Source organism: Verrucomicrobiia bacterium (genome assembly GCA_019634625.1).
Lineage (GTDB): Bacteria > Verrucomicrobiota > Verrucomicrobiia > Limisphaerales > CAIMTB01 > CAIMTB01.
In genome coordinates this window covers 31,759-54,284 of the sequence record JAHCBA010000032.1, presented here as the reverse complement: position 1 = coordinate 54,284, position 22,526 = coordinate 31,759, and the positions used below count along the sequence as shown (strand labels likewise).

Here is a 22,526-nt window from a genome sequence, read left to right as displayed (position 1 = left end):
CTCGTGAGACCTTTGCGCGCGGCACTGACAATCGGCGGCTTGGCCTGGCTGGCGGCGATGGCGGTCGGGTGCGGCGGTGTTTCAGGCAGCCATTCGGTTTCGCCGGCGTCCTTCTTCCTGCCAGGCCTGATTTACCACCAGCCCGAAACGCCGGATCCCAACGGGGAGGTTCCCCCGCCGGTGACCGGTCCCCGCGAGAAGCCCCTGGCCAGTTGATTTCCGTCCATGCGATTTCCCCTTGCCCTGTCCCTCAAGATCACCCGGCACATCATCAAGCATAAGCTCCGGCGAACCCCCAGGTTCGCCATGGTGCTCCAGTTGGAACCGTTGCATACCTGCAACCTCACCTGCACCGGGTGCGGCCGGATCCGGGAGTACTCGACCAGCCTGAAAGACATGGTCCCGTTGGACCAGTGCCTGGCGGCAGCGGAGGAGTGCGATGCGCCGATGGTGTCGGTCTGCGGAGGGGAACCGCTGATCTACCCGAAGATCGAGGAATTGGTGGCCGGTCTGCGTGCGCAGGGACGCATCATCTACATCTGCACGAACGGCGTGTTCATGCGGAAGAAGATGCGGGAGTACCTCGCCGCGCATTATGGTCCCAGCCTCGAACCGAAGCTCGCCCGCCTGGTTGCCGAGGGTCTGGTGACGGCCGAGGAGGCCGACCGCATCCGCACCCCCTCCGAAGCCGCCCGTGCCAAGGTCACCATCGCCCCCTCGAAGTGGCTCTATTGGAATGTCCATGTGGACGGCCTCGAGTACACCCACGACCTGATCGTCGAGAGGGAAGGGGTGTTCAAGGAGTGCGTGGCAGCGATCCGCATGGCCCGCATCCTCGACTACCAGGTCGCCACCAACACCACCGTGTACAAGGAAAGCGACGTCAAGGAACTCGAGGAGATGTTCCAGTTCCTTTCCTGGCTCGGCGTGGACGGCCACACGATTTCGCCCGGCTACGACTACGACGCCGCCAAGAAGGACATGGTGAAGCGCCTCGGCAGGGATCCTGACGAGTTCTTCCTGACCCGCGAAATGACGCGGCAGAAGTTCAAGGACATCCAGCGCTGGGGCGAGCAGTTCACCATCTTCGGCACCCCGGTGTACCAGGAATTCCTGGCGGGCAAACGGGAGTTGACCTGCACCGCATGGGCCATCCCGACCTACAACGTGAAGGGCTGGAAGGCGCCCTGCTACCTGATGACCGACGGGCACTACCCCCGCTACCAGCAGATGCTGGATGAGGTGGCCTGGGACCGGTACGGCGTGGTGAACGGCGTGGCCCGCGACCCGCGCTGCGAAAACTGCATGGTGCATTGCGGGTACGACCCCAGCGGCGCGCTCGGCACCAACTACCAGGCCGGCGACAACTGGAAGAACTTCCGGTACAACTTCTGGCCCCGCCCGAAGCCCTACCCCCACGGCGACCGCGTGAACGCCTTCAACGGCGTCTCCATCGGCAAGGGCCATCTCGCGGAGGCGAAATCCGCCGTCAACAGGGAGTTGAGCGGCGCCAAATCCGCCTTCGCCCGCGGTGGCAACGACCTCTCCACCGCCCCGGCCGCCACCGGCGGCGGTTGCGGCTCCGGAACCTCGGAACAGCGGGATGCATTGCTGGCCCAGGTCCGGCCCACCCCGGGCCCGGCCGATCCCTCCTGATTCCGATAGCGACCCCGACCCCGATCCGTTGCCCCTTCCGGACAACTGTCAGATGCACCCCGCCCACCCGGGAGTGCCTTTCAGGCCTCTTCAGCAGACCTCGTCCACGTACTCGTCCTCGTACTCGTCCTCGTACTCGTCCTCGTAATCGTAATCGTAATCGTACTCGTAATCGTAATCGTAATCGCCCTCCCCCTTCACCCTCCCAAGTTTGTCCCCGAGTGAGGGCAATGCGCTCGCGGCGGTGGAAAGGGGAGCCCGGGTTGGCGAAAGGCGCGCATTCCTCGGCGCCCGCGACCCGCAGCCATTGCCCGAGGCTGTCGAGGCCCTGATCCATGAAGGATGTCGATGAATCTGGGGGCAAGGCTCGAACCAAAAGGGGTGAGGTCTGGGGAGGTCGTCCCGTCCCTCCTCCTCCGCGAACCTCCCGATCCCGGAATTCCAACGGGAGCTGGGCCGTCGCCGTATTCCGGTGATCTATACCGCCGAGGATCTCGCCCGCGATCTTCAAGCTGCCGCCGACCTGGCCCGGCGATGACGTCGTCAGCGACACCTCGTGCATCTCAAACCTCCTCACCCTCGGTCAGTAGGCGTTGCTTCCCCTTCTCTTCGGGGAGGTTCTGATCCCGCCGGCCGTTGAACACGAATTGCTTCGATTCAATTCCAGTCGTTGGGTATGTGAGCCCATGGCCCCCAGGGGTTGTGGGGTGACCTCGTCTACTTGGCCACTGCCATACCCTAACCTACCAGTACTCGGCTGCAGCCACGTTCGGCGATGGCGCGGTGGCCCGACGGAAGCTGCCTAGTCGAGGAAAAGCGCCTTGAGGTCCCGGCTGGAAGAAGGGAACAAGGGGCCTCGGCATGCCCGCCCTTAAGAATCGGTCATGCTGGGAGGCGCCATTTACTTTCACTTCGGCGAGGCCCGAGAGTAGCTGAAATGCAGCACGAAGCGCGGAATTGGCAAAGGCGCGCGATGAGAGTATGAAAGCCCAGGTCGCACTATGGCTCCTCAACTCGAAACCGTTTCGCGCGCCTCGATCCTCGCTCGGCTCGCCCAGTTCTCGGAATCGGACCCGTCCCGATTGGGGGGAGTCCGGGTCTTCCGCGGCACGCGAGTGCCAGTTCGTAGCCTCTTCGACCATCTCCGAGCTGGAGACTCCCTGGAGACCTTCCTGGACGATTTCCCGGGCGTCACACGTCAACAGGCCGAAGAAGTCATTGCGCTGGCGGCGGAGGACCTTTTGCTTGCCGAATCGGCCACTGCGTGAGGGTGCTTCTTGACCATTGTGTCCCTCGACGGTTGCGTCGCCTTTTAGTGGGCCACGAAGTCCGAACGGCTTTTGAGCAAGGCTGGTCCGCGCTCAGCAACGGGACCCTTCTGGCTCGCGCAGCCGAGCAGTTCGACGTGTTTGTGACGGTGGATCAGAATGTGCAGTACCAACAGAACCTGAAGGCACTGCCCTTGCCTGTCATCATGCTGGTGGTCCAGGACAACCGTTTCGAGACCCTCGCGCCACTTGCCCCTGCCGTCCTGGACTTGCTGGATCGCCCCCTCCCTCGGGAGGTGATCCGGGTTGAGGTGCCTCCGCCCAAGGCGCCTTGATTGCCCATCAAGAGATCGCGTCCGCCAACGCCGACTTGGATTTCATCGAGACGGGCATGGACGCCCAGGAAACGGCTTCACCAGCCCGAACCCGTCTCAGCGCGCGGCTTTGAGTTTCGTTTCATGTTCGTAACCTTGAACGTCCAGCCAACCCCTGACCTTTCGGCGACGCCAACAATGCGCTGGAGAAACGCATCCGCGCTGAGATTGAAGTTAATGAGTTAATACAAGCTTGCAGCCGACCGTCGGGTCAACGTTGGCATTGTTACATCTGGCGGCTAAAGGCGCGGCAGCGGGGCCCGGTCTTCTGGCGGGCGAGCGAAATCAGCCACCGATCGACCGGGGGTTCGAAGGTGGGACTCGCCGTCTGACCACGGAACACGTGCGCGACGCGACGAATTTCGTGTAACCACGTCTGACCGATTCCCAGGGAAGGACTCGGTATGAACACTCCGCCTTCACCCACTCGCTGCCCGAAATGCGGCGGCTACATCCCCGGCGAGGCCACCCAGGGCCTCTGCCCGAAGTGCGCCCTCGCCGCCGTGGCCATGGCTACGGAAATCGATCCGAGGCCATCCAGGGCTGTGCCCCCAACGTTGGCCTCGGTGGCTGCCGCATTCCCCCAACTGGAGATTCTGGAGTTGATCGGCACGGGCGGCATGGGGGCGGTCTACAAGGCGCGACAGCCCAAGCTGGACCGGTGGGTGGCGTTGAAGCTGTTGTCGCCGTCGCTGGCGACGTCGGCCGCGTTCGCGGAACGGTTCCACCGCGAGGCGCGCGTCCTGGCACGGCTCAATCATCCGGGGATCGTCAGCGTGCACGATTTCGGCGAGATGGGAGGGTTCTTCTTCCTGCTGATGGAGTTCGTGGATGGCGTGAATCTGCGCCAGGCGATGGAGGCGGGGCGATTCACGCCCGCCCAGGCGCTGGCCCTCGTGCCGCGGATCTGCGAGGCCCTCCAATTCGCCCATGACGAAGGCATCCTGCACCGTGATATCAAACCCGAGAATATCCTGCTCGACGCCCGGGGGCGGGTGAAGATCGTCGATTTCGGCATCGCGAAACTCCTCGGTGACACGACGGCGGAAGCCAACCTCACCGGCAGCGGGCTGGCGGTGGGCACCCCCCACTACATGGCGCCCGAACAACTCGAACGCCCGCAGGAGGTGGACCAGCGTGCCGACATCTACTCGCTGGGGGTGGTGCTCTACGAGATGCTCACCGGCGAACTGCCCATCGGCCGATTCGCGCCGCCATCCCAAAAGGCGCCGATGGACCCGCGCGTCGACGACGTCGTTCTGCGGACCCTGGAGAAGGAACGCGAGCGCCGACAGCGGACCGCCACCGAGGTGAAGGCGCAGGTCGAGACCATCACATCCACACGGCCCTCCGTCCCGCCGCCGGCGACCGCAGTTCCTCGCGCGGAACCTGCGGTCGATTGGGAGCCGAAGGTTTCGGCGTGTTTCGTCAGCACCCCGGAGCACCTGCGCAGTTTCCGCGGGCGGTTCGTGAACATCTACGAGGCGGAGGGGGAACTCCGTCTGCAGCGGGAATCGCTGGCCTTCCGCAGCGGTTGGCAGGCCGTGACCATCCCCTTGCGGTCCATCTGGTCCCTGGCCAACGGGGACTACCCCGCGTCGGCCAAGCCGGTGCCCTTGAGTTACCTCGCGGTAACCCACGAGGACGGCGGCGCCACACGCACGCTGTTGTTCACGCCGGCGAAGAGCGCCCTGATGCCACCTTGGGAGACCAATGCGCTGGTCCAGGACTGGACCCTCGCGCTTCAGGAAGCGATCCGCCGGGAGACCGGCCGAACGCTCCCCATCGAAAGGGCAAAAACAGCGGAAAGTTGGTCATGGATCGAACTGGGGAAAGCGTTCCTCCTCTCCGCGGCGGGTTGCACGGTAGCCTTCGCCATCGTTCCCCTGATGACGGCGGGAAGACTCCCCAACCGGTTGAGTGAGTGGATGTGGGGTCCGCTCACGGCGGCGCTCTCGATGGCGATCCTGCTGTCGGCGCGATGGTGGCGGCAACGAATGGGTAAGCTGACCGCCCGACCGCCGGAACTGCGGGCGTGGGAACGGAGATGGCTTCGGGTCGTTCCCGCGGCGAGGAGTGTGGTGCGCAACGCCCTGATCCTCGCCGCCTGCGTGCTGGCGATCTTCTTCGCGTCCTTCTCGGTTTCGGAGCGATCCGGGCCCGCGGGGCCGGTGTGCGAGTGGAGTGTCGGAGCCTTCGAACCCTGGTTGGAACGATGGCACCCGGATCCTGGCCCGGGAACCTCCGGGGGCATCGCGTTGAACGTCGCCTCGACTTCGTTCGCGTGCGGGCTCGGTGCGTTTCTGGCGTTGGCCGTCGCGCTGGTCGCCTTCCGAATGGAGGCCATTTCTCGCGGCCTGGCTCGCGACGCCGCCGGGAACCCCCCGACTCCGGAAGGCGGAACCGGCGTGGCTTCCACCGCGGATGTGTCCCTCAAGCCGGGGTCCCCTTCGCCTCCCGAGAGCCTGGTTTCCCTTGAGGCAGGATCCAAGCGGTCGCCCTGCTACTTCTCTTCGCCAGACCGGATGCGGAATAGCTTCCCAGGGCCGCAGGCGCACATCTTCCAATGCCGGGGCGAGTTGCGGTTGGAAGGCAGTGAACTGGTATTTCTCAGCCCCTGGCACACACGGGTGATGATTCCACTGAGGGAGATTCGCGACCTGAGCCTTGGCCAGTTTCAGCTATGGAGCACCCCGTGGGTGATGAAATACGGACGGGTCAGTTTCCTCTCGATCACCTTCGGATCCGGACCGGGAAGCCGGATCGTGCACCTGACACCCATCCCTCCGGAAAGCCGGTCGACCGCCGTGATCAACGCGGAAGTGGCTCGCTGGTTTGATGCGATCCGTGCCGCGACCACTGCTCTGACCGGGAGGAACCCATCGTCCTCCGACCCTGCCGCCGTGTCGGTGAGTGCGCAGGCGGGATGGAATCGGCGGGCCCTACCGCTGCTGCTGGCGTTCGGGGTCAGCGACGCGCTCATGGTCTGGCGTTCTCTGGCGTTGGCCCATCGCGGCCCCGATGCCCTCTTTGTGCTCGCCTGTGTCGGCATGGTCCTCTTCGGAGTCGCCAGTGCCTGGTATGCGCTGGGCTTCCTCCAGGCGAATCGTGCGCTGCACCGCGGGGACCTCGATGCGGTCACGAGCGACGAACCGCCGAGTGCTCAGGACGTCCCTCACGAACGACCGCCGGGTGGCCCGCCCGGCCCGGTCCGGATCTCCTGGTTGGCGATCAGCAGCGCTCTGTGCGCCATCCCCTCCTGGCTGCTGGTCCTCGGCGCTCTTGGCCAACTCCACGATTCGCTGGGAGCGGACGGCCTGCCTCCGTTTGGCTTCCCGCTGTCCGCCAGGGAGCTCCTGGTGCTGGGAACCGGCGGCTTCGTGGGCCTTCTCGCGCTGTTCTTCGGTTCGGCGGCGCTGCGGGAAATCCGTGCGAGCCAAGGCACGACGCTCGGTGCCCGGTTGGCAATCATTGGCCTTCTGGGGGTCCCGACCGGCCTGTTGATCCGACTGCTTCCGCCGCTGCTGGCCTGGGCGGCGCGCTCGTTCGGATGGGAGCCGGCTCCTGGTCAGGGGGAGGTCTTCACCGGCGCCGTGCTGATCGGTTGCGTTGCCGTGGTCGTCATGGCGGCCTGGACGTTGCGCCGCTGGGCCACGGGTGGCCGTCCCGACGCGGCGACCCCACGGAAGTCGATGCGAGACGCCACCGGGTGGGTCCATCATACGTTGGTCGTGGTGGCGTCCGGTTGTCTGGCCGGGAGTCGTTGGCTGCCAGCAGCGCCGTCCCGGGGTCCCGAGTTCTGGCCATGAACTTCGCTCTCCAACCCGAAGCGGAATTGCCGCAATGACCTCCCTTGCACACCATCCCGAGCGAACGTCGACGCCGGCGGGAGGCCGTTTCGTCCCCACGCGCTGGACGCTCGTTCGGCGTGCCTGCGACCCGTCGGCGGAGTCGCAGCTGGCCCTGGCCGAGCTCTGCGAGGCCTATTACGGACCGGTGTTCGCCTTCATTCGACGCTCGGGGCGGAGCGAGGAAGCCGCCCGCGACCTGACCCAGGGCTTCTTCGCGAAGCTCCTGTCGGCACGCCGCCTGAACCCAGTCGAGCCCGGGGCTGCACGATTCCGCTCCTATCTTCTGGGTGTGGTGAAGCACTTCCTGGCCGGTGAACGGGACCGCGCCTGCGCCGCCAAACGCGGCGGTGGCCAAGCGCCGGTTTCCATCGAGGCCGGCGCAGGCGGCGACACCACGAGCGAACTGCCGATCCCTGATCCAGCAGCTCCTGCGTCGGACGCGTTCTTCGATCGCCATTGGGCCACCACGCTCGTCGATCGCGCCGTGGCGGCGCTGGGCGACGAATCGGTTCGAGACGGGAAAGGCCGGCAGTTCACCATCCTGAAGCCGTGGCTGTTGGGTGAGGTGCCCGCGCTCTCCCAGGCCGATGCTGCCCGCGAGCTCGGATCGAGCGAAGGCGCCGTCAAGGTTGCCGTGCATCGGCTGCGCCAGCGCTTTCGAGCGCTGGTGAAGCAGGAAATCGCCCAGACCGTGGACGACACCGGCCAGGTGAACGAGGAACTGCGCTATCTCGTGGACGTGCTGGCGCGCGCGCCCACCCGGGATGGGTGATCGGCCCGGCATCGACTCCTTCGCGAGCATGAAAACGAACCCGCTCGAGCCTGGCCCGCCATTCGCGGACGGTGTTGTCGCCCGCAAACGTGCGGCGCTCTGTCACGGACAGCGCTCCCGCCGCGTGGTGAGTGCCTGCCTGCTGGCGGCCGGAGTCGTCGGAGTCGCCGTCTGGGGACTCCAATCCCGGGAGGATCTTGACGAAAGCCGGCTCAGCCTCGCCTGGGGCCTGGCCGCGGCGACATTTTGCATCGGCGCGATCATCGGCCGATTCCTGCTGCCCAAACCCGATGCGCGATGTCCGCGCTGCGGATGTGACTGGAACGTCGAGAGCGACAACGACCCCGACACCTGGACGCAGTGGCAGCACTGCCCCCGCTGTGGTTTGCCGATGCGGGAGGACCATGAACAGCCTGGATGAAAGGAAGCACGATGTGGGATCGCTATCGCAAACTGAAGCCCGGGGCGGCCACCGTCCTCATCGTCGTCGCAGCCCTGTCCCTCACGGGCACTCCTGACACCTCGATGCGCTGGCTCGTCGGCGTCGCCGCCGCCAGCATGTTGATCCTGGCCTACCTGGCCGAAGAAGTCGTTTGGATCGCACGGAACCGGGGACGCCCATGCCCCAAATGCGGCGCGCTGATGAAGGTCCAGGCGTTCCGACTCCAAACTCGATGCCCGCGATGCGGCGAGATGCCGTAGGCCAGGTGCCTGATGCTCGCTTCGAAGAACATTTCCGAATGGATCCTGCTGACCCTGACCATCTAGCCGGAACCGGCGCCCTCGCAGTCGCTCGAACTCCCATTCCAGGTTGTTCCCGAGGGGAAGTGAAACCCTCCGGTCATGGCGGTGTGTCGCGGGACGAACGCCCCGGCCGTTCAGGCCTTGGCCTGCTCATAACCTGGCTCTGGATTCTGCTGACCCTGCCCACCGGATGCGGACCGGCCGAGCCGAAGGCCATCTGCACGATGAAGAACCCCGAAACGGGCGAGTCGGTGAGGCTGTACCGGGAGATCTGGTACAAGCGCCCGAGCGGCTACGACGAGAAGCGCCACATCGAGTTGTGGAGAGACGAGCAGAGGAAAGCGGGGTTCACCATCGAAGTGGCACCCTGAACAGCAGTCGCCCGGGCGCCATCCCATGCCGTGACGATCGCGATCGCGGTGAACATAAACTCCTACCCCACCCAACGCCTTCAGCCGCCGCCCGACTCGTTCCGGACCAGGACCTCGACGAGGTAACGCAATTCTTCCTCGATCTGTGTGGGGTCGCCCACCGTGTGGGCGATCTCCACCCGAACCAGTTCGCGGAAGCGTCGGCGCATCCGGTGGATCGCCACCTTGAACGCGCCGTCGCTCAGTCCCAGACGGCCGGCGGCCTCCGACTGGGAGAGCGTGCGTGGGTCTCCCAGGAGCCAGGGCTTAAGGGCGGCGAAGCGTTCCGGCCCCTGGCTGGCTTCGTACTCCGCGGCGAGGATTTCTCCCGCGCGTTCGACGAGCGAGACGGCCCACTGACGGTCATAGACCACATCCGGCGCGGGTCCGGTCGGATCGGGGACTTGCAGCTCGGTCGTGGTCTCCATCCCTGCGCGGTCTGCCAGGGAGACCGGGCGTTGCCCGCCTCCCCGCTTGGCGGCCGCGGCGGTCCGGTGTGATTCGGCCAGGAAGTGCTTCACCGCGCCGAGCAGGTAGGAGCGGAAACGGCCGCGGCCCGGTTCCACCGCCGCGAACGCCCGCCCGGAAAGCAGGTGGGCGAAGAAGGATTGCGTCAGATCGCAGGCTTCCTCCGGATCCGCTTCGAGCTGGCGGATGAAGGCGTGGACCGGTTCGTAGTACGCTTCGCACAGTTCGCCGAGCGCCGCCCGGGCCTCCGGCGAAACACCGCGTGCCCGCTGGACGAGGGTCCAGCGGGTTGCGGCGAAGTTCCCTGGCCGGGTTTCCCGGCCGGCGGATGCGGTCGAGGGATCCATGGCACCGAAGTTCATGCACCTCCGGCGTCACCATGAGAAGAGGCCGCGCTCGTTCGCAGCGCGCCCGCGGACCGTTCCGCCGAGACCGCCCCTTTCGGTCCGCCGGTCGGTTCGGGACCGCCGGCGGACTCCCCGACCGTCTTTTCGACCACGCGGCGATGTGCCGTCCAACGGTGGCCCTTCGCCACCGCGCCAAAGGTCACCAGCAGCAAGGCCAGGAACGCCAGCGGCTTTCCCACCGCATCCGGTACCGGCGAGCGCAGGTCCGTGCCGGTGCACGTCCCGATCCAAGGCCCTAGTATCAGGAAGCACAGCGCCAGGAAGGCCAGGAGAGCGACCGCCAAACCGACGGGAGACTCCCAAAAAATCCTCCCGGCCACGGGGGAATGAGCCGATGGCCGGGCGGCTGCGATGGGACCGGACGAGGCAGTGTGCGGACCAGGATCGGCGCGTCGTTCGAGGACCACAGTGCCGGACGGACCCACCTCGGGCGGTGACGCGACGCCCTCGACGCAGAGGTCATCGAGCAAGGTCCTGTTCCGGCGGAGCCAGACCAGCATGGCGAACTCGAACGCGGTCCCCAGGATCCAGAGGGCGAGCAACACGCTCGAGGCCGTCGGGGACGATCCGGCGCCGACCTGAACGGCTCCGCCCGAGCTTCCCTCCAGGACCATCACCCAGGTGGTGACGATCACGCCCAGGACGATCAGCCAGAGTCGGAGCCAGATGGCAGCCCGAAGCCATCGCGGACCCCCGGATCGAAGCACCCGCAATTTCAACCCGCCCGCCACCAGCATCACCATGGTGAGGAAACGGCCGACACCTTCGCCCAGGAAGCTCCAGGCCGCTTCGAGGACATGGGCCGAAGCGGGGGTCTCCGGTTTGATGAATTGCGGCGGGCGCAAGGTCACGCTGAGCGCCCAGAGGAAGGGAACGACAAGGACCGCGTAGGCGACGATCGCCTGAGCCACCTTCGGCAGGCGGGGGTGGCAAAGCAGAAAATCCGGCTTCGAAGCTGCGCCTTTGGCGACCCGCACTGGCCCACCGGCGCCCCCGACGGCGCCGGGCGAGGGTGTGACGCCTTCCACCTCGGTCTTCATCTCCCCGGCGCTGTGGTAGCGGCGCTCGCGTTCTCGTTCGAGGGCGCGCAGCACCACTTCGTCGACGAGTGCGTCGACCGAAGTCTTCTGCGAGGGGGGAGCGAAACGACCCAGGGGCAACTCGCCGGTCAGCATTTCGTAGAAGACAACTCCCAGCGAGTAGATGTCCGCGCGCTGATCCACATCTCCCGGGTGCTCCAATTGTTCGGGCGCCATGAAATTGGGCGTGCCGACGGCGAGGCCCTGGGCGGTGAGGGTGGTGTCCGGAACGCGGTCTCCGAGGAGCTTGGCAATGCCGAAGTCGGCGATCTTCAGCCGGCCGCGGGTGTCGAGAAGAATGTTCTCGGGCTTGATATCGCGGTGGAGAATGCCTTCGTTATGGGCGAATTGAAGGGCCTCGCATATGCGCGGCACGAGCGCCAGGGCTTGCGCCGGGGTAAACCGGCTGGCCTTCATCGCCTGCCTCAGATTCACACCATCCACGTACTCCATCAGAAGGTAGAAGAAGCCACCGGCTTCCCCGTAATCGAAGACGCTGACGATGCCCGGATGGTTGAGCCGGGCCAGCACGCGAGCCTCCCGGTGGAAGCGTTCGGTGAAATCGGTCCCCCCCGCTGCGGGTTGCGCCATCAACTTCAGCGCCACCAACCGGTCCAGCTTCAGTTGTCGCGCCCGATAGACCGCCGCCATACCCCCCTGGCCGATCAGGGCCTGGATCTCTAGCTGAGGAAAGGCCGCGGCAACGGCCTCCAAGGTGGGGGGAGGTGGACAATCCGCCCCGGTCGCGCCGGCTTCGGTTGGAGCAGCGGCGGCGGTCAGGGCGCACTTTGGGCAGAGGCCGAGCCTGGCTCCTGCCGGAATGGGGCCGCTGCAGATCGGGCAAGTTGCCTTGGACGGGGAGGGAGGCTCTTTCATGACGCAGCTTCCTGTGCGACCCAGCGGGCAAGGTTACACGGAAACCGCCGAGAAGCGCCACGCATTCGGGACCGAGAGCGAGGGGGGGGTCACATCTGCGTTTTTGACAATCTGGGTCCGACACCAATGCCACCAGATCTCGTGGAGGCAGCCAGGCATCGAAGCCCGTTGGGCAATCCCGTGGCTGATGGGGCCACCGAAGGACACCGCCGGATTGTCATAATCGCAGATCTGACCCCGGCGCCACCCTGGATGCCGGCCAGGTCTGGGCCCGCTCGGTGCAGGGGATTGCGGCCGATCCGGCGGCGAACCAGCCGGCGTCGCGCGGACATCAGACGGCTTAAAGGGCGCCACGCCGGGCGCCGAAGGCCCGGAATTCTACCCGGTGGTCGAATTCGCGGCGCCGGACGGTAGCGTCATCCGCTTCGATGGGGTGTCCACCAGCCCGCCCCCGGTCGCGGGGACGCCGGTCAAGGTGCTTTACAACCCCGCCCAGCCCAATAGGGCGCGCATCGATAGTTTCGTTCAACGATGGTTGCTTGGGGCGGTGTTTGCGTCGATCGGCATCGTATTCCTCGCGGCGGGGTCTCTTCGGCGATCACACAGCGCTCGGCAGAACGCCACGGCGTCCCACCCTGTTTCCTGAACGGACGATCCCGGTTTGGCAGGCACATCTTCAGAGCCCCGAATGCGCAGGCCGTCGGTGCTGGTGGATCCATCGTCCGTTGACAAGTGAAGGCGGGTGCTATGAAGACTCGTGAGCAGATCGGTGTGAGGACCAAGAGCTTTCCTGCCACCGCATTCGTGACCGTTTGGGCGCTGGCGGCTTGGACCACGGCCCTGACGGGGGCGGGGCTCGGTGATGCCCGGGCCGCCGACAGCCCTTATTGCGGCAGTTGGGGACTCACGCGTCCGGGCGGCTGGCCGGCCTGGCTTGGGGTCGAGGAAGACCAGGGGCAGCTCAAGGCCAGGCTGGTCAGGATGGACGGCACCTTCGGGCCGCTGCCTGCAGCCAGGCTCGAAGACGGCAAGTTGGTCATGAGCCGAAGACCCTTTGGTGGTGACTTTGTCGAGACCATCTCCGCCACGCTGGAGGGAGACACGCTCAAGTCGGTCAAGGTGACACCTGGCCCAAATGGCCAGGGGCAGACGAAGTTCCAGTTTACCGGACGGCGACTTCCGCCCATGCCCCTGGCTCCGGACCTATCCAAGCTGAAGTTACTAATAGGAATTTTGAGAACATGTCATTCCGGTAAAGTGTATCGGGCCTCAATAAGATTAAGAATAAGCTTCCGGGTTTCTTCCGGTTTTAAACCTTTTCGCTGCTGGATACGCTCGGTCTGATCAGCAAGATAAGGGTCTTTGATCGACTCTCGAAACCACCTTGTATAATCCCCCTGATACAGGTGATAGAGCCAGGTTTCCTCGTCAATACCCTGCGCAATGACAGAAAAGATGACGAGATTCTGGGTTTTCAAATTATGCCGGCCATTGGGGCCGCGGAAATAAAAACTGCTGTGGCGCATATCGCCCTCGGCATACTTGCGGCGATGGCGGAGGTGTTCGCCGCTTGCCGGAATGATGCGCACTGAAACAGGAGGTTCTTTACGCCGGGGAAACCAGACAACGGCGTATCCTTTTCTATGGGCCGGACAGGAGATGCTGTTAAACACAAGGCCCGTTGCGCTGCTAAATTCACCCAGAGTTTTCTCCGGTTGAGGTCCGACGGCGATCACAATATCCATCAGCGACAGAATGCCGCCAGGCAGCTGTCCCGGATGTACGGTCACAAGGATCGTTTCTCCCAGCTTCCAGGGCAGCGCTTCCTGAAGATGTCCCCATTCCTTCGGCAGCATGTGATGAGCTTCATCAAGAATGATCCAGTGCGGGCGACCGGCGCGCGTCCTTAACGATCGAACGCCTGGAAAAAACTCTCCAAAAAAAGCGGGTCTGTCCGACAAAGGCCAGCCCAAAAGATTGACATTGAGATTGATCTTCGGGTCCTCCAGAATGGCCATGGCCTCCCCGACTTCAACCGCGTGCCGCTGATGGCCGAGGGTGATCAAATTCTTTGATGACATCCCGTAATCACCTTCCGGATCCACGACACAGATTTGATAAGCCTGATGCATCAGCCGCTCCATGATCCCCGAAGTAATGGTGGACTTTCCGCTGGCGGACGGTCCGGCGATCAAAACGTTAATGCCGTAGGGAGGGATGGTGACATTCTTTCCGTCGTCACCTTGACCTACGGCGATAAAATGTTTTTCGAGATTAATCGAAACCCTGGACAAATCATTGTCAACTAATTCATCGATGAGCTCAACGACACCCCGCCCCGCTTCATTGCGCATAACGATGTCGGTTTCTTCAAGGAGCTTCGGTACTGCATTCGCCACGGCCGCGGAGCATTCGCAACGTTCCAGAAAGGAGTGGTCATTTTCCGCGTCGCCGATTCCTACCGCCTCATGAAAGGAAAGTCCGAGTTCCCGCAGCGCGTAATCCAGTCCCGTCGCCTTGTTGATGCCGGGAGGCAAGACCATCACGCTGCCTTTGTTGAATATTATAAGAAGTTCCAGTCCCAATTTCTGAATGGCCTGAAGGATATGAGTGTGAAAAGGCAGGGTTGTTTCCAGGATGATGCGCCCACGCTCGAAAGGAATGTTTGACTTCTCCAAGTGTTCAATAAATACCGTGGGCGGCGGGCCGGCAAGAAGCGTTTCTTGTCTGGATCGAGGATTGTAAATTAAAGCACCGTTTTCCGCAACGATAAAATCAAACAATTCGCAATCCGGACAGACCCGGTTTATATCCGCGAGCCGGCGTCCCGTGACAAGAATGATCCTGCGGCCGGAGGCGCGAAGACGCCTGAGGGCTGCCATGGTTTCTGTGTTAAGGCGTTCTTCGGTGGCGAGTGTTCCATCATAATCAGCAGCCAGAGCTAAATAGCGCATATGCATACTCCTGGCGGGATGCGACTGTTACTGATAACTGATAGACTGATAGGAATTAACTGATAGGACTGATAGGACTGATAGGAATTTCCTTTGTGCCATGTCCCGAGACTGGCGGATCGGGAGGGGGAGTTCAAGGCAACCGTCGGGCTGAGACGAGGTGGAATCCTCCCCACGGCCGTCCCCGGTGGGACGGCCGTGGGGTTGCGTCACTTCGTCGGACCTAGCCGTGCGGTTGGGGAGGCGGCGATCGGCCCCCGGCTGGGGGTCGCGGTTTCGTAGACCTGCCGGATCAGTGCCGCCGAGCCTTTCCGAGCCTCCCGGGCCGTAGGGGAGTGCCGCCCCGGCAGGATCGCCGCTGCGGCGGGGGGCCGGCGTTTGGCCGTTTGGCCGCGAGTCTTGTTCGAGTACCAGCCGCAGGCCCGAATGCTTCCAGGAGCGCCCGTTCGCGACGACCTCTTCGGTGATGTTACCCTCGGCCAGGAGCAGCTCGAAGACCTCCTGTTCCCAGAGCTTGAGGAACGGTTCGCTCGCCAGCTTGGGCAACGCCAGGAACGTGCCGTCCGGCAGGAACACCCCCTCGGTCACCAACGCGTGGATGTGGGGATGGCAGTGGATCAATTGGCCGAAGGTCTGGATGGCGCCCACTAACGCGGATTCTCGAATCCGCGGAAGCGCTGGCGTTCGCCGAGCGGGCGTTGCGTCTCCGGTATCCGCCGGAGATCGAGGCCCCTGTCTCGCCCGCCACGCTCCTCGGGGCGCGGCGGCCGGAGGATGAAGGGTCGGACCTCTGGCACACGTTGAACCGGGTCCAGGAGAACCTGATCCGGGGCGGCGTGGCGGACGGTCACCGGGATCGCCGGGGGCGACTGCGGACGGTGCGGGGTTTGCGCGGCATCGACTCCAAGGTCGAACTGAACAAAGGCCTCTGGAGCCTGGCTGAGCGCCTCGCCAACGGAGAACCGCTCGACCCGATGCCAGCAGTCAGCGTCACGGCGTGAGAGCGCCGGTTGTGGTGTGGAGAGGGTTTCGGGCTTTCGGGGATTGTGCCATGAACAATCCTCAACCCATTGCCGATTCACGGCCTCACCCGGAGTCCGGCAGCCCTCGCGAGAATCCCCTGCCGCGTATCGAACGTTAGGAAGTCCGTTGCCTTCAACGCGATGGCAATCCCGACGTGGAGCAGGTCAATGCTGCGTACCCCGAGGTCTTCCGTGTGTTTCGCACCGAGTTCCTCGGTTTCGCGGAATGCTTCCGTCCAAGGGATGGGGGTGTGGGTAAGGATGGCGGAGTCCAAATCCGATTCGACCTCCAGCAGTGCCAGTTTCCGTTGCTCGGCGCTGATCTCTCCGCGGAAGACGCGAAGCCGTATGGCGTTGCGGAGTTCGAGTCGATGCAACGGCGTAAAAGGCAACGGATCCTTCGCCTTCTGCATCCAGCCCAATGCCTTTACGGAATCCGCGTGGGGCGTGTAGACACGAGCCAAAAAGCTCGAATCGGCGTAGGCCATCAAGGTGGTCGCTTTCTCGGATGGCGCCACGGAGCCATCACGAAAGGTGCGTTTGCCGCTCCTCGACCACAACGTCTCCGGGAACGATCGTGTCGCCATAGATCCGCTTCAGGCGTGCGGCGAAGTCCGGACGATGCTTGGCCTTGGGCGTCTTCGCCCGTGCGGGAGGCGACAGGACAGCGATCGGCTTTCCGCGCTTGGTGATCGCGACGGCCTCTCCCTGCTCCACCAGGGCCAGCACGGAACCGAACTCATGCCGCAGTTGACGCAGCGTCGCAGTCTTCATGTTGCACAAGGATGTATAACATGATCCCGGCGTCAATCCTGGGAAACCCTTCCGTTGACGCCGCTCCGGGCAGCGGAAGGGGAGCATGCACCAGGATGATGGAGACTGCGTTATGCGTGTAGGCGCGTCGTGGATCGTCGGTGGCCACGCCGACCACTTCGACCCGCGCGGCCATCGGGCCGATGAGCAGTTCCCGGAGGATTCGCAGACGGGGTTGCGAGTGGACGAGGCGACGGATAAACTGGTCAGAGACCGGTCAAATCAGTCAACCTAAGGTGAAACCATGCCGACGACCATTCCGGCCTCCGAAGCGAAGGCGAAGTTCTCCGAGTTGCTCGACCGCGTCCGCCGCGGTGAGAGTTTCTCCATCACCCTCCACGGCGCGGAGGCGGCCCAGCTTGTGCCTGCCGGTCGCCCGAGTCTGGAGGATGTCCGGCGGACCATCGCGGACATGAAGGCGTCGCGGAGTCTGTTGAACCCGCGCGGCCTGCCAAAGCTCCGGGTCAAGGACCTGATCAACGAAGGACGTCAATGAATCTGGTTCTGGATTCCTCTTTGGCGCTGACGTTTGTGATCGAAGACGAAGCGACCCCAGAGAGCGATGCGATTCTGGACAGCCTCGGCAACGGAGCCGTGGCCCATGTGCCCGCGCTTTGGCGCTGGGAGGTCGCCAACGGACTCCTGATGGCCGAACGCAGGAACCGCATCACTTCGGCTGAAAGCCACCGGCATCTCGCCCATCTGAAGGCGCTTCCCATCGAGGTGGACGCCTCGGCGTTCGAGGAGGCGTGGAGCGGCGCCCATGCACTGGCTCGGAAACACAAGCTGAGCATTTACGATGCGGCGTACCTGGAGGCGGCGATCCGGCACGGTGTGGCGCTTGGGTCTCTGGACAATGGGTTGCGGGCGGCCGCAAAGGCGGAACAGGTGCCACTCTTGCCTGAAGGGTAAGGAGTTGCCTGGCAAGCAACGACGACGACCATCTCCGCAACCACGGATTCCTGATGCGAAGATCCGGGCATTGGTCGCTCTCACCGGCCTACGGCCTCGACCCGGTTCCGGAGATGGACCGCGCGCAAACGCCGAAGACCGCGGTGACGGAGGAACAGGAAGCCCCGTGCGTCGCCGTCGCTCTGGACGCGGCTCCGCGATTCGGTCTCCGTCCGGCCGAGGCGAAGCCGATTCTGCGCGAGGTCTTGGCCGCGGTGGTGGATTGGCGCCAGACGGCCCGTCGGCTGCGGCTGTCCAAAGGCTCGGTGGCAGCGTATGCGAGCGCCTTCGAGCACGCGTTTCTGGAGGAGGCCACGGGGTTGGTCGGATCGGTGCGGAGGTTCTTTAGTCTTACGACGTGCCTTGCGTAAGAACAGTACGTCCGGGTACGATTGTGCCCATGACGTCAGTGGTTATCACCTCGAAGTGGCAGGTCACCATCCCGGAGGAAATTCGCAAGGAGGTTCCTTCTCTGGCCATTGGACACCGTCTCCGCTGGGCGGTTGTCGACGGCGTTCTGACGGTCATCCCCGTCCGAGGCATCACTGCGCTGGCGGGCTGTCTCAGGACCGACGACATGCCGGTGGTGAACCGTGGGGAGGAAAAGGCTGCCATCGAACGGGTGAAGGCTGAGCATTACCGCCGGAAGCACGCCAAGCGATGAAGGCCGGGGTCCTCGATGCCAATGTGCTGCTGCGGTTCTTCTTGCAGGACGACCCCAAGCAAAGCCCTGCGACGACAGGTTTCCTCCGGCGCGCCGAGGAGCGGGATTGGGAACTCCTCCTTCTCGATGCCACCGTGGCCGAGGTGACCTTCGTCATGGAGAAGGTCTATCGCCGCGCCCGGGGGGACATTGCGGCGGCGCTGCTGGATTTTATGCACAACCCGTTCATCAGTGCCCACGAACCGGCCGTGTTGAGCGACGCGTTGGTGCGTTACGGAGCGCATCCGATCGATTTTCCGGACGCGTTGATCGCCGCGAAGGCGGCTGCGAGGAAGATTCCCGCCATCTCCTTCGACCAGGACCTGGACGGATTCACGGACGTGACAAGGCTTGAACCGAAAGGGTGAGGACTGGGGAGCACGTCCCGTCTCTCACACGGATTGATCCCGTGCAGCCGGCAACTCGCCATCAGGCTGCAGAAGATCGCAGCCCGTTCCCCCGCCTTGGGATGCCCTATGAACAAAGACTTCCAGCCAAGGGGGCCGTCCCTGAGCGTTCAGGGTTGCGCGACGCCCACCCAGGAAGGTCAATCGGCTACAGCCAACGTGACCCCGCAACGCCGCAGCTTCGAACTGGCACTGATGGACATCCGCCGGTGCCTCGTGGACCCGCCGATGGCGGATCGGGCCGATGCTCTCCGCCGGGCCGCTTGGGGGGTTGACCGATTCGTCGGATCCCTCGTCGGTGACCCTGAACGGACACGGGCCTTGATCGACACCGTCCGTGCCGTCCGGGATTCCCCGGGACCCGGCAGCACCGTTGCCGAGACGCGACTGATGCAATCGCTCTGCTCGACCGCATGGACTCATGGAAGGCGCGGAATGAACCGAGGGGTTGACCCGTCCCCCCGATCCCGAGGCCGGAACCGGCTTTCCCCGGCGACTTCAGGCGCAAGACTCAAGCCGGCCGGTTCGCCGCCAGGAATCCATGGAGCTTGCGGCACGTGGCGTCGAACCTCCGCTGCTCGTCCTCCGTCGAGATGTGCCGGCAAAGCGGACCACCCTCCTGGTCGACGAACCGCAACAGCAGCTCGCTGCCAGACAGCGAACGGAGTTCCGAAGCATGCTGGGCCTGCCCCACGATGTGTCCTCCGAGCAGCCAAAGACCGTTCAGGTGTCGATGGACCGTCCCGGCCGCCCGCCCTTCGTTCATCAGACTCTCCGCGAACGGCCGCATCCCCTCGATCAGGAGCCGCCCGACGTCGATATCGGATGGCATGCCCTGCCACTTCTCCGGCCACCCATCCATGTCCGCGAGGATGGCGTCGCGGTTGAGGACTCGCGTCATGCGCGGGCCTTCCTCGGGGGCCACTTCTCGGCGAGAAAGGTGGAGTCATCGCCGAGGTGGAAGTAGATGGCGCCGCGCATGACGCCCGATTCGACCGCGGCCCATCCCCGTCCGGACACTTCATCCATTTCGTCGAACCCCTCGAACGTGAACTCCGCCCGGTCCTCCTCATCGGGGACCCAATGCAACGTCAGGTGGACGGCCCCAAACACCATCTGTCCACCACCGCCGCGCTTGAACACGACGTGACCGGTCTCGACGAGATCGATGAACTCCTCGTCCCACTGCTCCATTTCGATCAACCGCCACTTCCCCAGGAAGGGCTCTGGCTTCAATGGTTTGGATCGCTTCCTTTTCAGGGCGGACATGCCGGGGCCCCTTGTTCCCTTCTTCCAGCCGGGACCTCAAGTCGCTTTTCCTCGAATGGGCAGCTTCGGTGCATCCCGGAGTTGTGGGGGAGGAGGCGCGAATCGGAGGGACGAGCTCTGCCCCTCCAGGACAAACGCCTGCGTCGCCCAAGTGCGCTCAGACCGGCCGAGAGTGTCCCCTGAATCCCAGCGATTCGTTCGACGGAAACCCACCTTTTCGAAGAGGAACTGGAACTGCTCCGGAGGCACCTCGTTGAACAACCGCCCGTCGGGGTCGCGATGGGTCTCGGCATCGACGCGAGGCCCCTGAAGCGGAGTGGAAATCAGCAGTCGCCCGCCGGGTCGCAACACGCGGCGCAAGTTGAACAGCGTGTCGAAGAGCCGCTCCGCCGGCACGTGCATCAGCACAGCCCAGCACAGGATGCCGTCAGAACTGGCGTCGAGGATCGTGCCCAGATCGGGCAGCGAATCCCGTCGAAGCCGGCCCGCCAGGGCCGGGTACCGGCGCTTCGCCTCGGTCAACAAGGCCTCGCAGGCATCGACTCCCTCGGCCTCGAACCCGGCGTCGACGAGCGCTTGGAGATCGCGTCCGGAGCCGCAACCCACATCCAGAATTCGACCACCAGCCGCGAAGACCTCATGAAAACGCCGCGCTGCCGCGCTCTCGGCCCCGGCATACCGCGCCGCCACCGTGGGCGCATGTTCCGCGTAGAACTGGAGTGTTTTCCCGTCCATTGCGTGCGGAGTCAGCCTACGCGGCGACTCTCGTGGAAACCAGCGGCGCGTGGGCAGGGTCAGCGTCTGCAATCCCCACGGAGGCTTGTCATCGGAGATCTCCTTGGCTTGCATGTCCCGCACCCCCAATGCGCGTAGGCGAACGGCACATTCGAACCTTCCATGGCTGAAGACTGGTCACGCGAGGAGGTCGAAGCCGTGGTCGCCGACTATCTGGCGATGCTCGCCAGCGAACTCGGAGGCGAACCCTACAATAAGGCAGCCCACAACCGAGCCCTGCAGCGGGTACTCGGTCGCCGGACGCACGGGTCCATCGAGCGAAAGCACCAGAACATCAGCGCCGTTTTGATCGAGCTCGGTTTCCCGTACATCGAGGGGTACAAGCCTCTCGGGAACTACCAGGACCTGCTGCGATCCGTCATTGAGCATCGATTGGATGGCGAACGTCGCCTTCAGGAAATCGTCGCAACCGCCGTTGTTGCGACGCCAACCGCCCCTCGGCTCCCCTCTGACCTCCTGACCATCGAGGTGCCCGCCCCGGCGGGTGTCGAGGACAGCTACGCCTTCCGCGATCGCGCCCCTCGACGCCAACCCTCAGCAAAGAGGGACTATCTGGCGATCGAGGCCCGGAACACCTCCCTCGGCTTGGAAGGGGAGCGCTTGGTGCTCCGCTTCGAGCACGAACGCCTTTGGCGGGCCGGCCAGAGGACACTCGCCGACCGGATCGAGCACGTGTCCCAAACCCGGGGGGACGGGCTCGGCTACGACATTCTCTCTTACGAAACCGACGGCCGGGAGCGGTTTGTCGAAGTCAAGACCACGCGGTTCGGCGAGATGACACCATTCTTCGTCTCACGAAACGAAGTCCGTTCCTCTGGAGAGATTGGCGATCAGTACCAGCTTTGCCGAGTCTTCGCCTTCGCCCGCGAACCCCGGCTCTTTACTCTGGCGGGCCCGCTCGACCACACCTGCAGGCTCGATCCGGTTGAATTCGTCGGCGTGCCCAGGTCGCGCGGCGCATCGCCCGGAAGCTCTCCCCCTTGAACCGGCAGGAGCCGCGCATCCGCCCACGGTGGCGCATCCGCGTCCTGCAAGATGCCGTCCCTGTTGCCCCGCCTGCGTTCCGCCCCCGCGCCTCACCCGGCCACGGCGTACATCCGCCTGGGCTTCCGTGATCGCCCGGCGCGCGTGCGCCCAGCAGTAGCTCAGGCTTACCTCGCGCGAGTGCGCCTTCACCAGGGTCTCGTACGCCGAATAGCCGTCCACCTGCAGGATGGCCCTGTAGGACCCAAGGAACTCCTTGGGCGCATCGTGCGCCCGGCCTTCACTCCACTGGAAAAGCACTTCCCCTCCCGGATCCAGATAGACCCAGAAGTATCCCCGCCGTATCCCGTTCGGCGCAGCCGCGTCCAGGCAACGCACCGGCGTTTCATCCACCTGCAGATAGCTGCGCGTTCGATGCCTGTCCCGCATCGCCAGATAGACCAGCTTCAACAAGTCGGCCGCCTGTTCCACCCATCCGCTCAGCGTGTTCCTCGGAATCTCCACCCCGTGTTGCCGATGGAGCATGGCGGCCAGCCGATACAGCGGAAGGTGGTCCACGAACTTGCTCATCAGCAGCCACGCCAGAAGACCCGCCCCCACCATCCCCTTGTCGATCGGCTGCGCCGGCAGCGGTGCGATCGCGAAGGCCTCCTTGCGCACTTACTTCGGACGCACGATGACGTGCCGCCGCCATACCCGGCGCCAACGCCACCACCAGGCCCG

Annotated in this window: 26 protein-coding genes; 17 read left to right on the top strand and 9 right to left on the bottom strand. The window is 64.3% G+C overall.

What is annotated here, in order from left to right:
• Positions 1–3 precede the first annotated feature (3 nt).
• From KF833_17395 to KF833_17355, 9 genes are all read left to right on the top strand, one after another.
• Positions 4–216: a hypothetical protein gene (locus tag KF833_17395; protein MBX3747086.1), complete on the top strand. Its 213-nt coding sequence runs from the start codon at positions 4–6 to the stop codon at positions 214–216.
• A gap of 9 nt (positions 217–225) precedes the next feature.
• Positions 226–1,656: a DUF3463 domain-containing protein gene (locus KF833_17390; protein MBX3747085.1), complete on the top strand. Its 1,431-nt coding sequence runs from the start codon at positions 226–228 to the stop codon at positions 1,654–1,656.
• A gap of 1,001 nt (positions 1,657–2,657) precedes the next feature.
• Entirely contained in the window at positions 2,658–2,924 is a 267-nt protein-coding gene (locus tag KF833_17385) for a DUF433 domain-containing protein (GenBank protein ID MBX3747084.1), read from the top strand.
• 32 nt (positions 2,925–2,956) lie between these two features.
• Positions 2,957–3,259, top strand: coding sequence for a hypothetical protein (locus KF833_17380; GenBank protein ID MBX3747083.1), 303 nt, complete (start codon positions 2,957–2,959; stop codon positions 3,257–3,259).
• Between the two features lie 443 nt (positions 3,260–3,702).
• A complete protein-coding gene (locus KF833_17375) occupies positions 3,703–7,107 on the top strand; it encodes a serine/threonine protein kinase (protein ID MBX3747082.1) in 3,405 nt (1,134 codons plus the stop codon).
• A 34-nt stretch (positions 7,108–7,141) separates the two neighbouring features.
• Positions 7,142–7,921, top strand: coding sequence for a sigma-70 family RNA polymerase sigma factor (locus KF833_17370; GenBank protein ID MBX3747081.1), 780 nt, complete (start codon positions 7,142–7,144; stop codon positions 7,919–7,921).
• Between the two features lie 28 nt (positions 7,922–7,949).
• Entirely contained in the window at positions 7,950–8,342 is a 393-nt protein-coding gene (locus KF833_17365; protein ID MBX3747080.1) for a hypothetical protein, read from the top strand.
• Positions 8,339–8,623 (top strand): hypothetical protein, encoded by a 285-nt coding sequence (locus tag KF833_17360; GenBank protein ID MBX3747079.1) that lies wholly within the window; start codon positions 8,339–8,341, stop codon positions 8,621–8,623. The genes KF833_17365 and KF833_17360 overlap by 4 nt, the downstream gene beginning before the upstream one ends.
• A gap of 266 nt (positions 8,624–8,889) precedes the next feature.
• A complete protein-coding gene (locus tag KF833_17355) occupies positions 8,890–9,036 on the top strand; it encodes a hypothetical protein (protein MBX3747078.1) in 147 nt (48 codons plus the stop codon).
• Positions 9,037–9,116: 80 nt separating this feature from the next.
• Here the strand turns inward: KF833_17355 and KF833_17350 are convergent, their stop codons facing one another.
• Together KF833_17350 and KF833_17345 are read right to left on the bottom strand one after the other, a co-directional pair.
• Entirely contained in the window at positions 9,117–9,890 is a 774-nt protein-coding gene (locus tag KF833_17350; protein MBX3747077.1) for a sigma-70 family RNA polymerase sigma factor, read from the bottom strand.
• Between the two features lie 11 nt (positions 9,891–9,901).
• Positions 9,902–11,743, bottom strand: coding sequence for a serine/threonine protein kinase (locus KF833_17345; protein MBX3747076.1), 1,842 nt, complete (start codon positions 11,741–11,743; stop codon positions 9,902–9,904).
• Positions 11,744–12,170: 427 nt separating this feature from the next.
• Here KF833_17345 and KF833_17340 point away from each other — a divergent pair, with 427 nt between their 5' ends.
• Positions 12,171–12,551 (top strand): DUF3592 domain-containing protein, encoded by a 381-nt coding sequence (locus KF833_17340; GenBank protein ID MBX3747075.1) that lies wholly within the window; start codon positions 12,171–12,173, stop codon positions 12,549–12,551.
• 598 nt (positions 12,552–13,149) lie between these two features.
• Here KF833_17340 and KF833_17335 read toward each other — a convergent pair.
• Together KF833_17335 and KF833_17330 are read right to left on the bottom strand one after the other, a co-directional pair.
• Complete coding sequence (locus tag KF833_17335; GenBank protein ID MBX3747074.1) at positions 13,150–14,859, bottom strand: HAD-IIB family hydrolase; 1,710 nt, start codon at positions 14,857–14,859, stop codon at positions 13,150–13,152.
• 27 nt (positions 14,860–14,886) lie between these two features.
• Complete coding sequence (locus tag KF833_17330) at positions 14,887–15,507, bottom strand: transposase (GenBank protein ID MBX3747073.1); 621 nt, start codon at positions 15,505–15,507, stop codon at positions 14,887–14,889.
• A gap of 50 nt (positions 15,508–15,557) precedes the next feature.
• Here KF833_17330 and KF833_17325 point away from each other — a divergent pair, with 50 nt between their 5' ends.
• The gene (locus KF833_17325) at positions 15,558–15,860 is read left to right on the top strand and encodes a hypothetical protein (GenBank protein ID MBX3747072.1); all 303 of its coding nucleotides are present in this window, start codon (positions 15,558–15,560) and stop codon (positions 15,858–15,860) included.
• 77 nt (positions 15,861–15,937) lie between these two features.
• On the opposite strand, the gene KF833_17320 is transcribed toward KF833_17325, so the two are convergent.
• Both KF833_17320 and KF833_17315 read right to left on the bottom strand, forming a co-directional pair.
• Positions 15,938–16,372: a type II toxin-antitoxin system VapC family toxin gene (locus KF833_17320; GenBank protein MBX3747071.1), complete on the bottom strand. Its 435-nt coding sequence runs from the start codon at positions 16,370–16,372 to the stop codon at positions 15,938–15,940.
• A 34-nt stretch (positions 16,373–16,406) separates the two neighbouring features.
• Positions 16,407–16,655: a type II toxin-antitoxin system prevent-host-death family antitoxin gene (locus KF833_17315; GenBank protein ID MBX3747070.1), complete on the bottom strand. Its 249-nt coding sequence runs from the start codon at positions 16,653–16,655 to the stop codon at positions 16,407–16,409.
• Positions 16,656–16,938: 283 nt separating this feature from the next.
• Here KF833_17315 and KF833_17310 point away from each other — a divergent pair, with 283 nt between their 5' ends.
• From KF833_17310 to KF833_17290, 5 genes are read left to right on the top strand one after another with little or no spacing between them, the layout of a single operon-like run.
• On the top strand, positions 16,939–17,190 hold the full coding sequence (locus KF833_17310; protein ID MBX3747069.1) for a type II toxin-antitoxin system prevent-host-death family antitoxin: 252 nt from the start codon (positions 16,939–16,941) through the stop codon (positions 17,188–17,190).
• Positions 17,187–17,606, top strand: coding sequence for a type II toxin-antitoxin system VapC family toxin (locus KF833_17305; protein ID MBX3747068.1), 420 nt, complete (start codon positions 17,187–17,189; stop codon positions 17,604–17,606). The genes KF833_17310 and KF833_17305 overlap by 4 nt, the downstream gene beginning before the upstream one ends.
• Positions 17,607–17,614: 8 nt before the next feature.
• Positions 17,615–18,016, top strand: a complete 402-nt coding sequence (locus tag KF833_17300) for a HipA domain-containing protein (protein MBX3747067.1) — start codon at positions 17,615–17,617, stop codon at positions 18,014–18,016.
• Between the two features lie 29 nt (positions 18,017–18,045).
• A complete protein-coding gene (locus KF833_17295) occupies positions 18,046–18,309 on the top strand; it encodes a hypothetical protein (GenBank protein ID MBX3747066.1) in 264 nt (87 codons plus the stop codon).
• Positions 18,306–18,716: a PIN domain-containing protein gene (locus KF833_17290; protein ID MBX3747065.1), complete on the top strand. Its 411-nt coding sequence runs from the start codon at positions 18,306–18,308 to the stop codon at positions 18,714–18,716. The genes KF833_17295 and KF833_17290 overlap by 4 nt, the downstream gene beginning before the upstream one ends.
• 550 nt (positions 18,717–19,266) lie before the next feature.
• Here KF833_17290 and KF833_17285 read toward each other — a convergent pair.
• The 3 genes from KF833_17285 to KF833_17275 form a co-directional block, all read right to left on the bottom strand.
• The gene (locus KF833_17285) at positions 19,267–19,656 is read right to left on the bottom strand and encodes a hypothetical protein (protein MBX3747064.1); all 390 of its coding nucleotides are present in this window, start codon (positions 19,654–19,656) and stop codon (positions 19,267–19,269) included.
• Complete coding sequence (locus KF833_17280) at positions 19,653–19,949, bottom strand: hypothetical protein (protein MBX3747063.1); 297 nt, start codon at positions 19,947–19,949, stop codon at positions 19,653–19,655. The genes KF833_17285 and KF833_17280 overlap by 4 nt, the downstream gene beginning before the upstream one ends.
• A 111-nt stretch (positions 19,950–20,060) precedes the next feature.
• The gene (locus KF833_17275) at positions 20,061–20,759 is read right to left on the bottom strand and encodes a class I SAM-dependent methyltransferase (protein ID MBX3747062.1); all 699 of its coding nucleotides are present in this window, start codon (positions 20,757–20,759) and stop codon (positions 20,061–20,063) included.
• A 162-nt stretch (positions 20,760–20,921) separates the two neighbouring features.
• On the opposite strand from KF833_17275, the gene KF833_17270 reads away from it, so the two are divergent.
• Positions 20,922–21,803, top strand: a complete 882-nt coding sequence (locus KF833_17270) for a DUF3883 domain-containing protein (GenBank protein MBX3747061.1) — start codon at positions 20,922–20,924, stop codon at positions 21,801–21,803.
• The last annotated feature ends 723 nt before the right edge of the window (positions 21,804–22,526 follow it).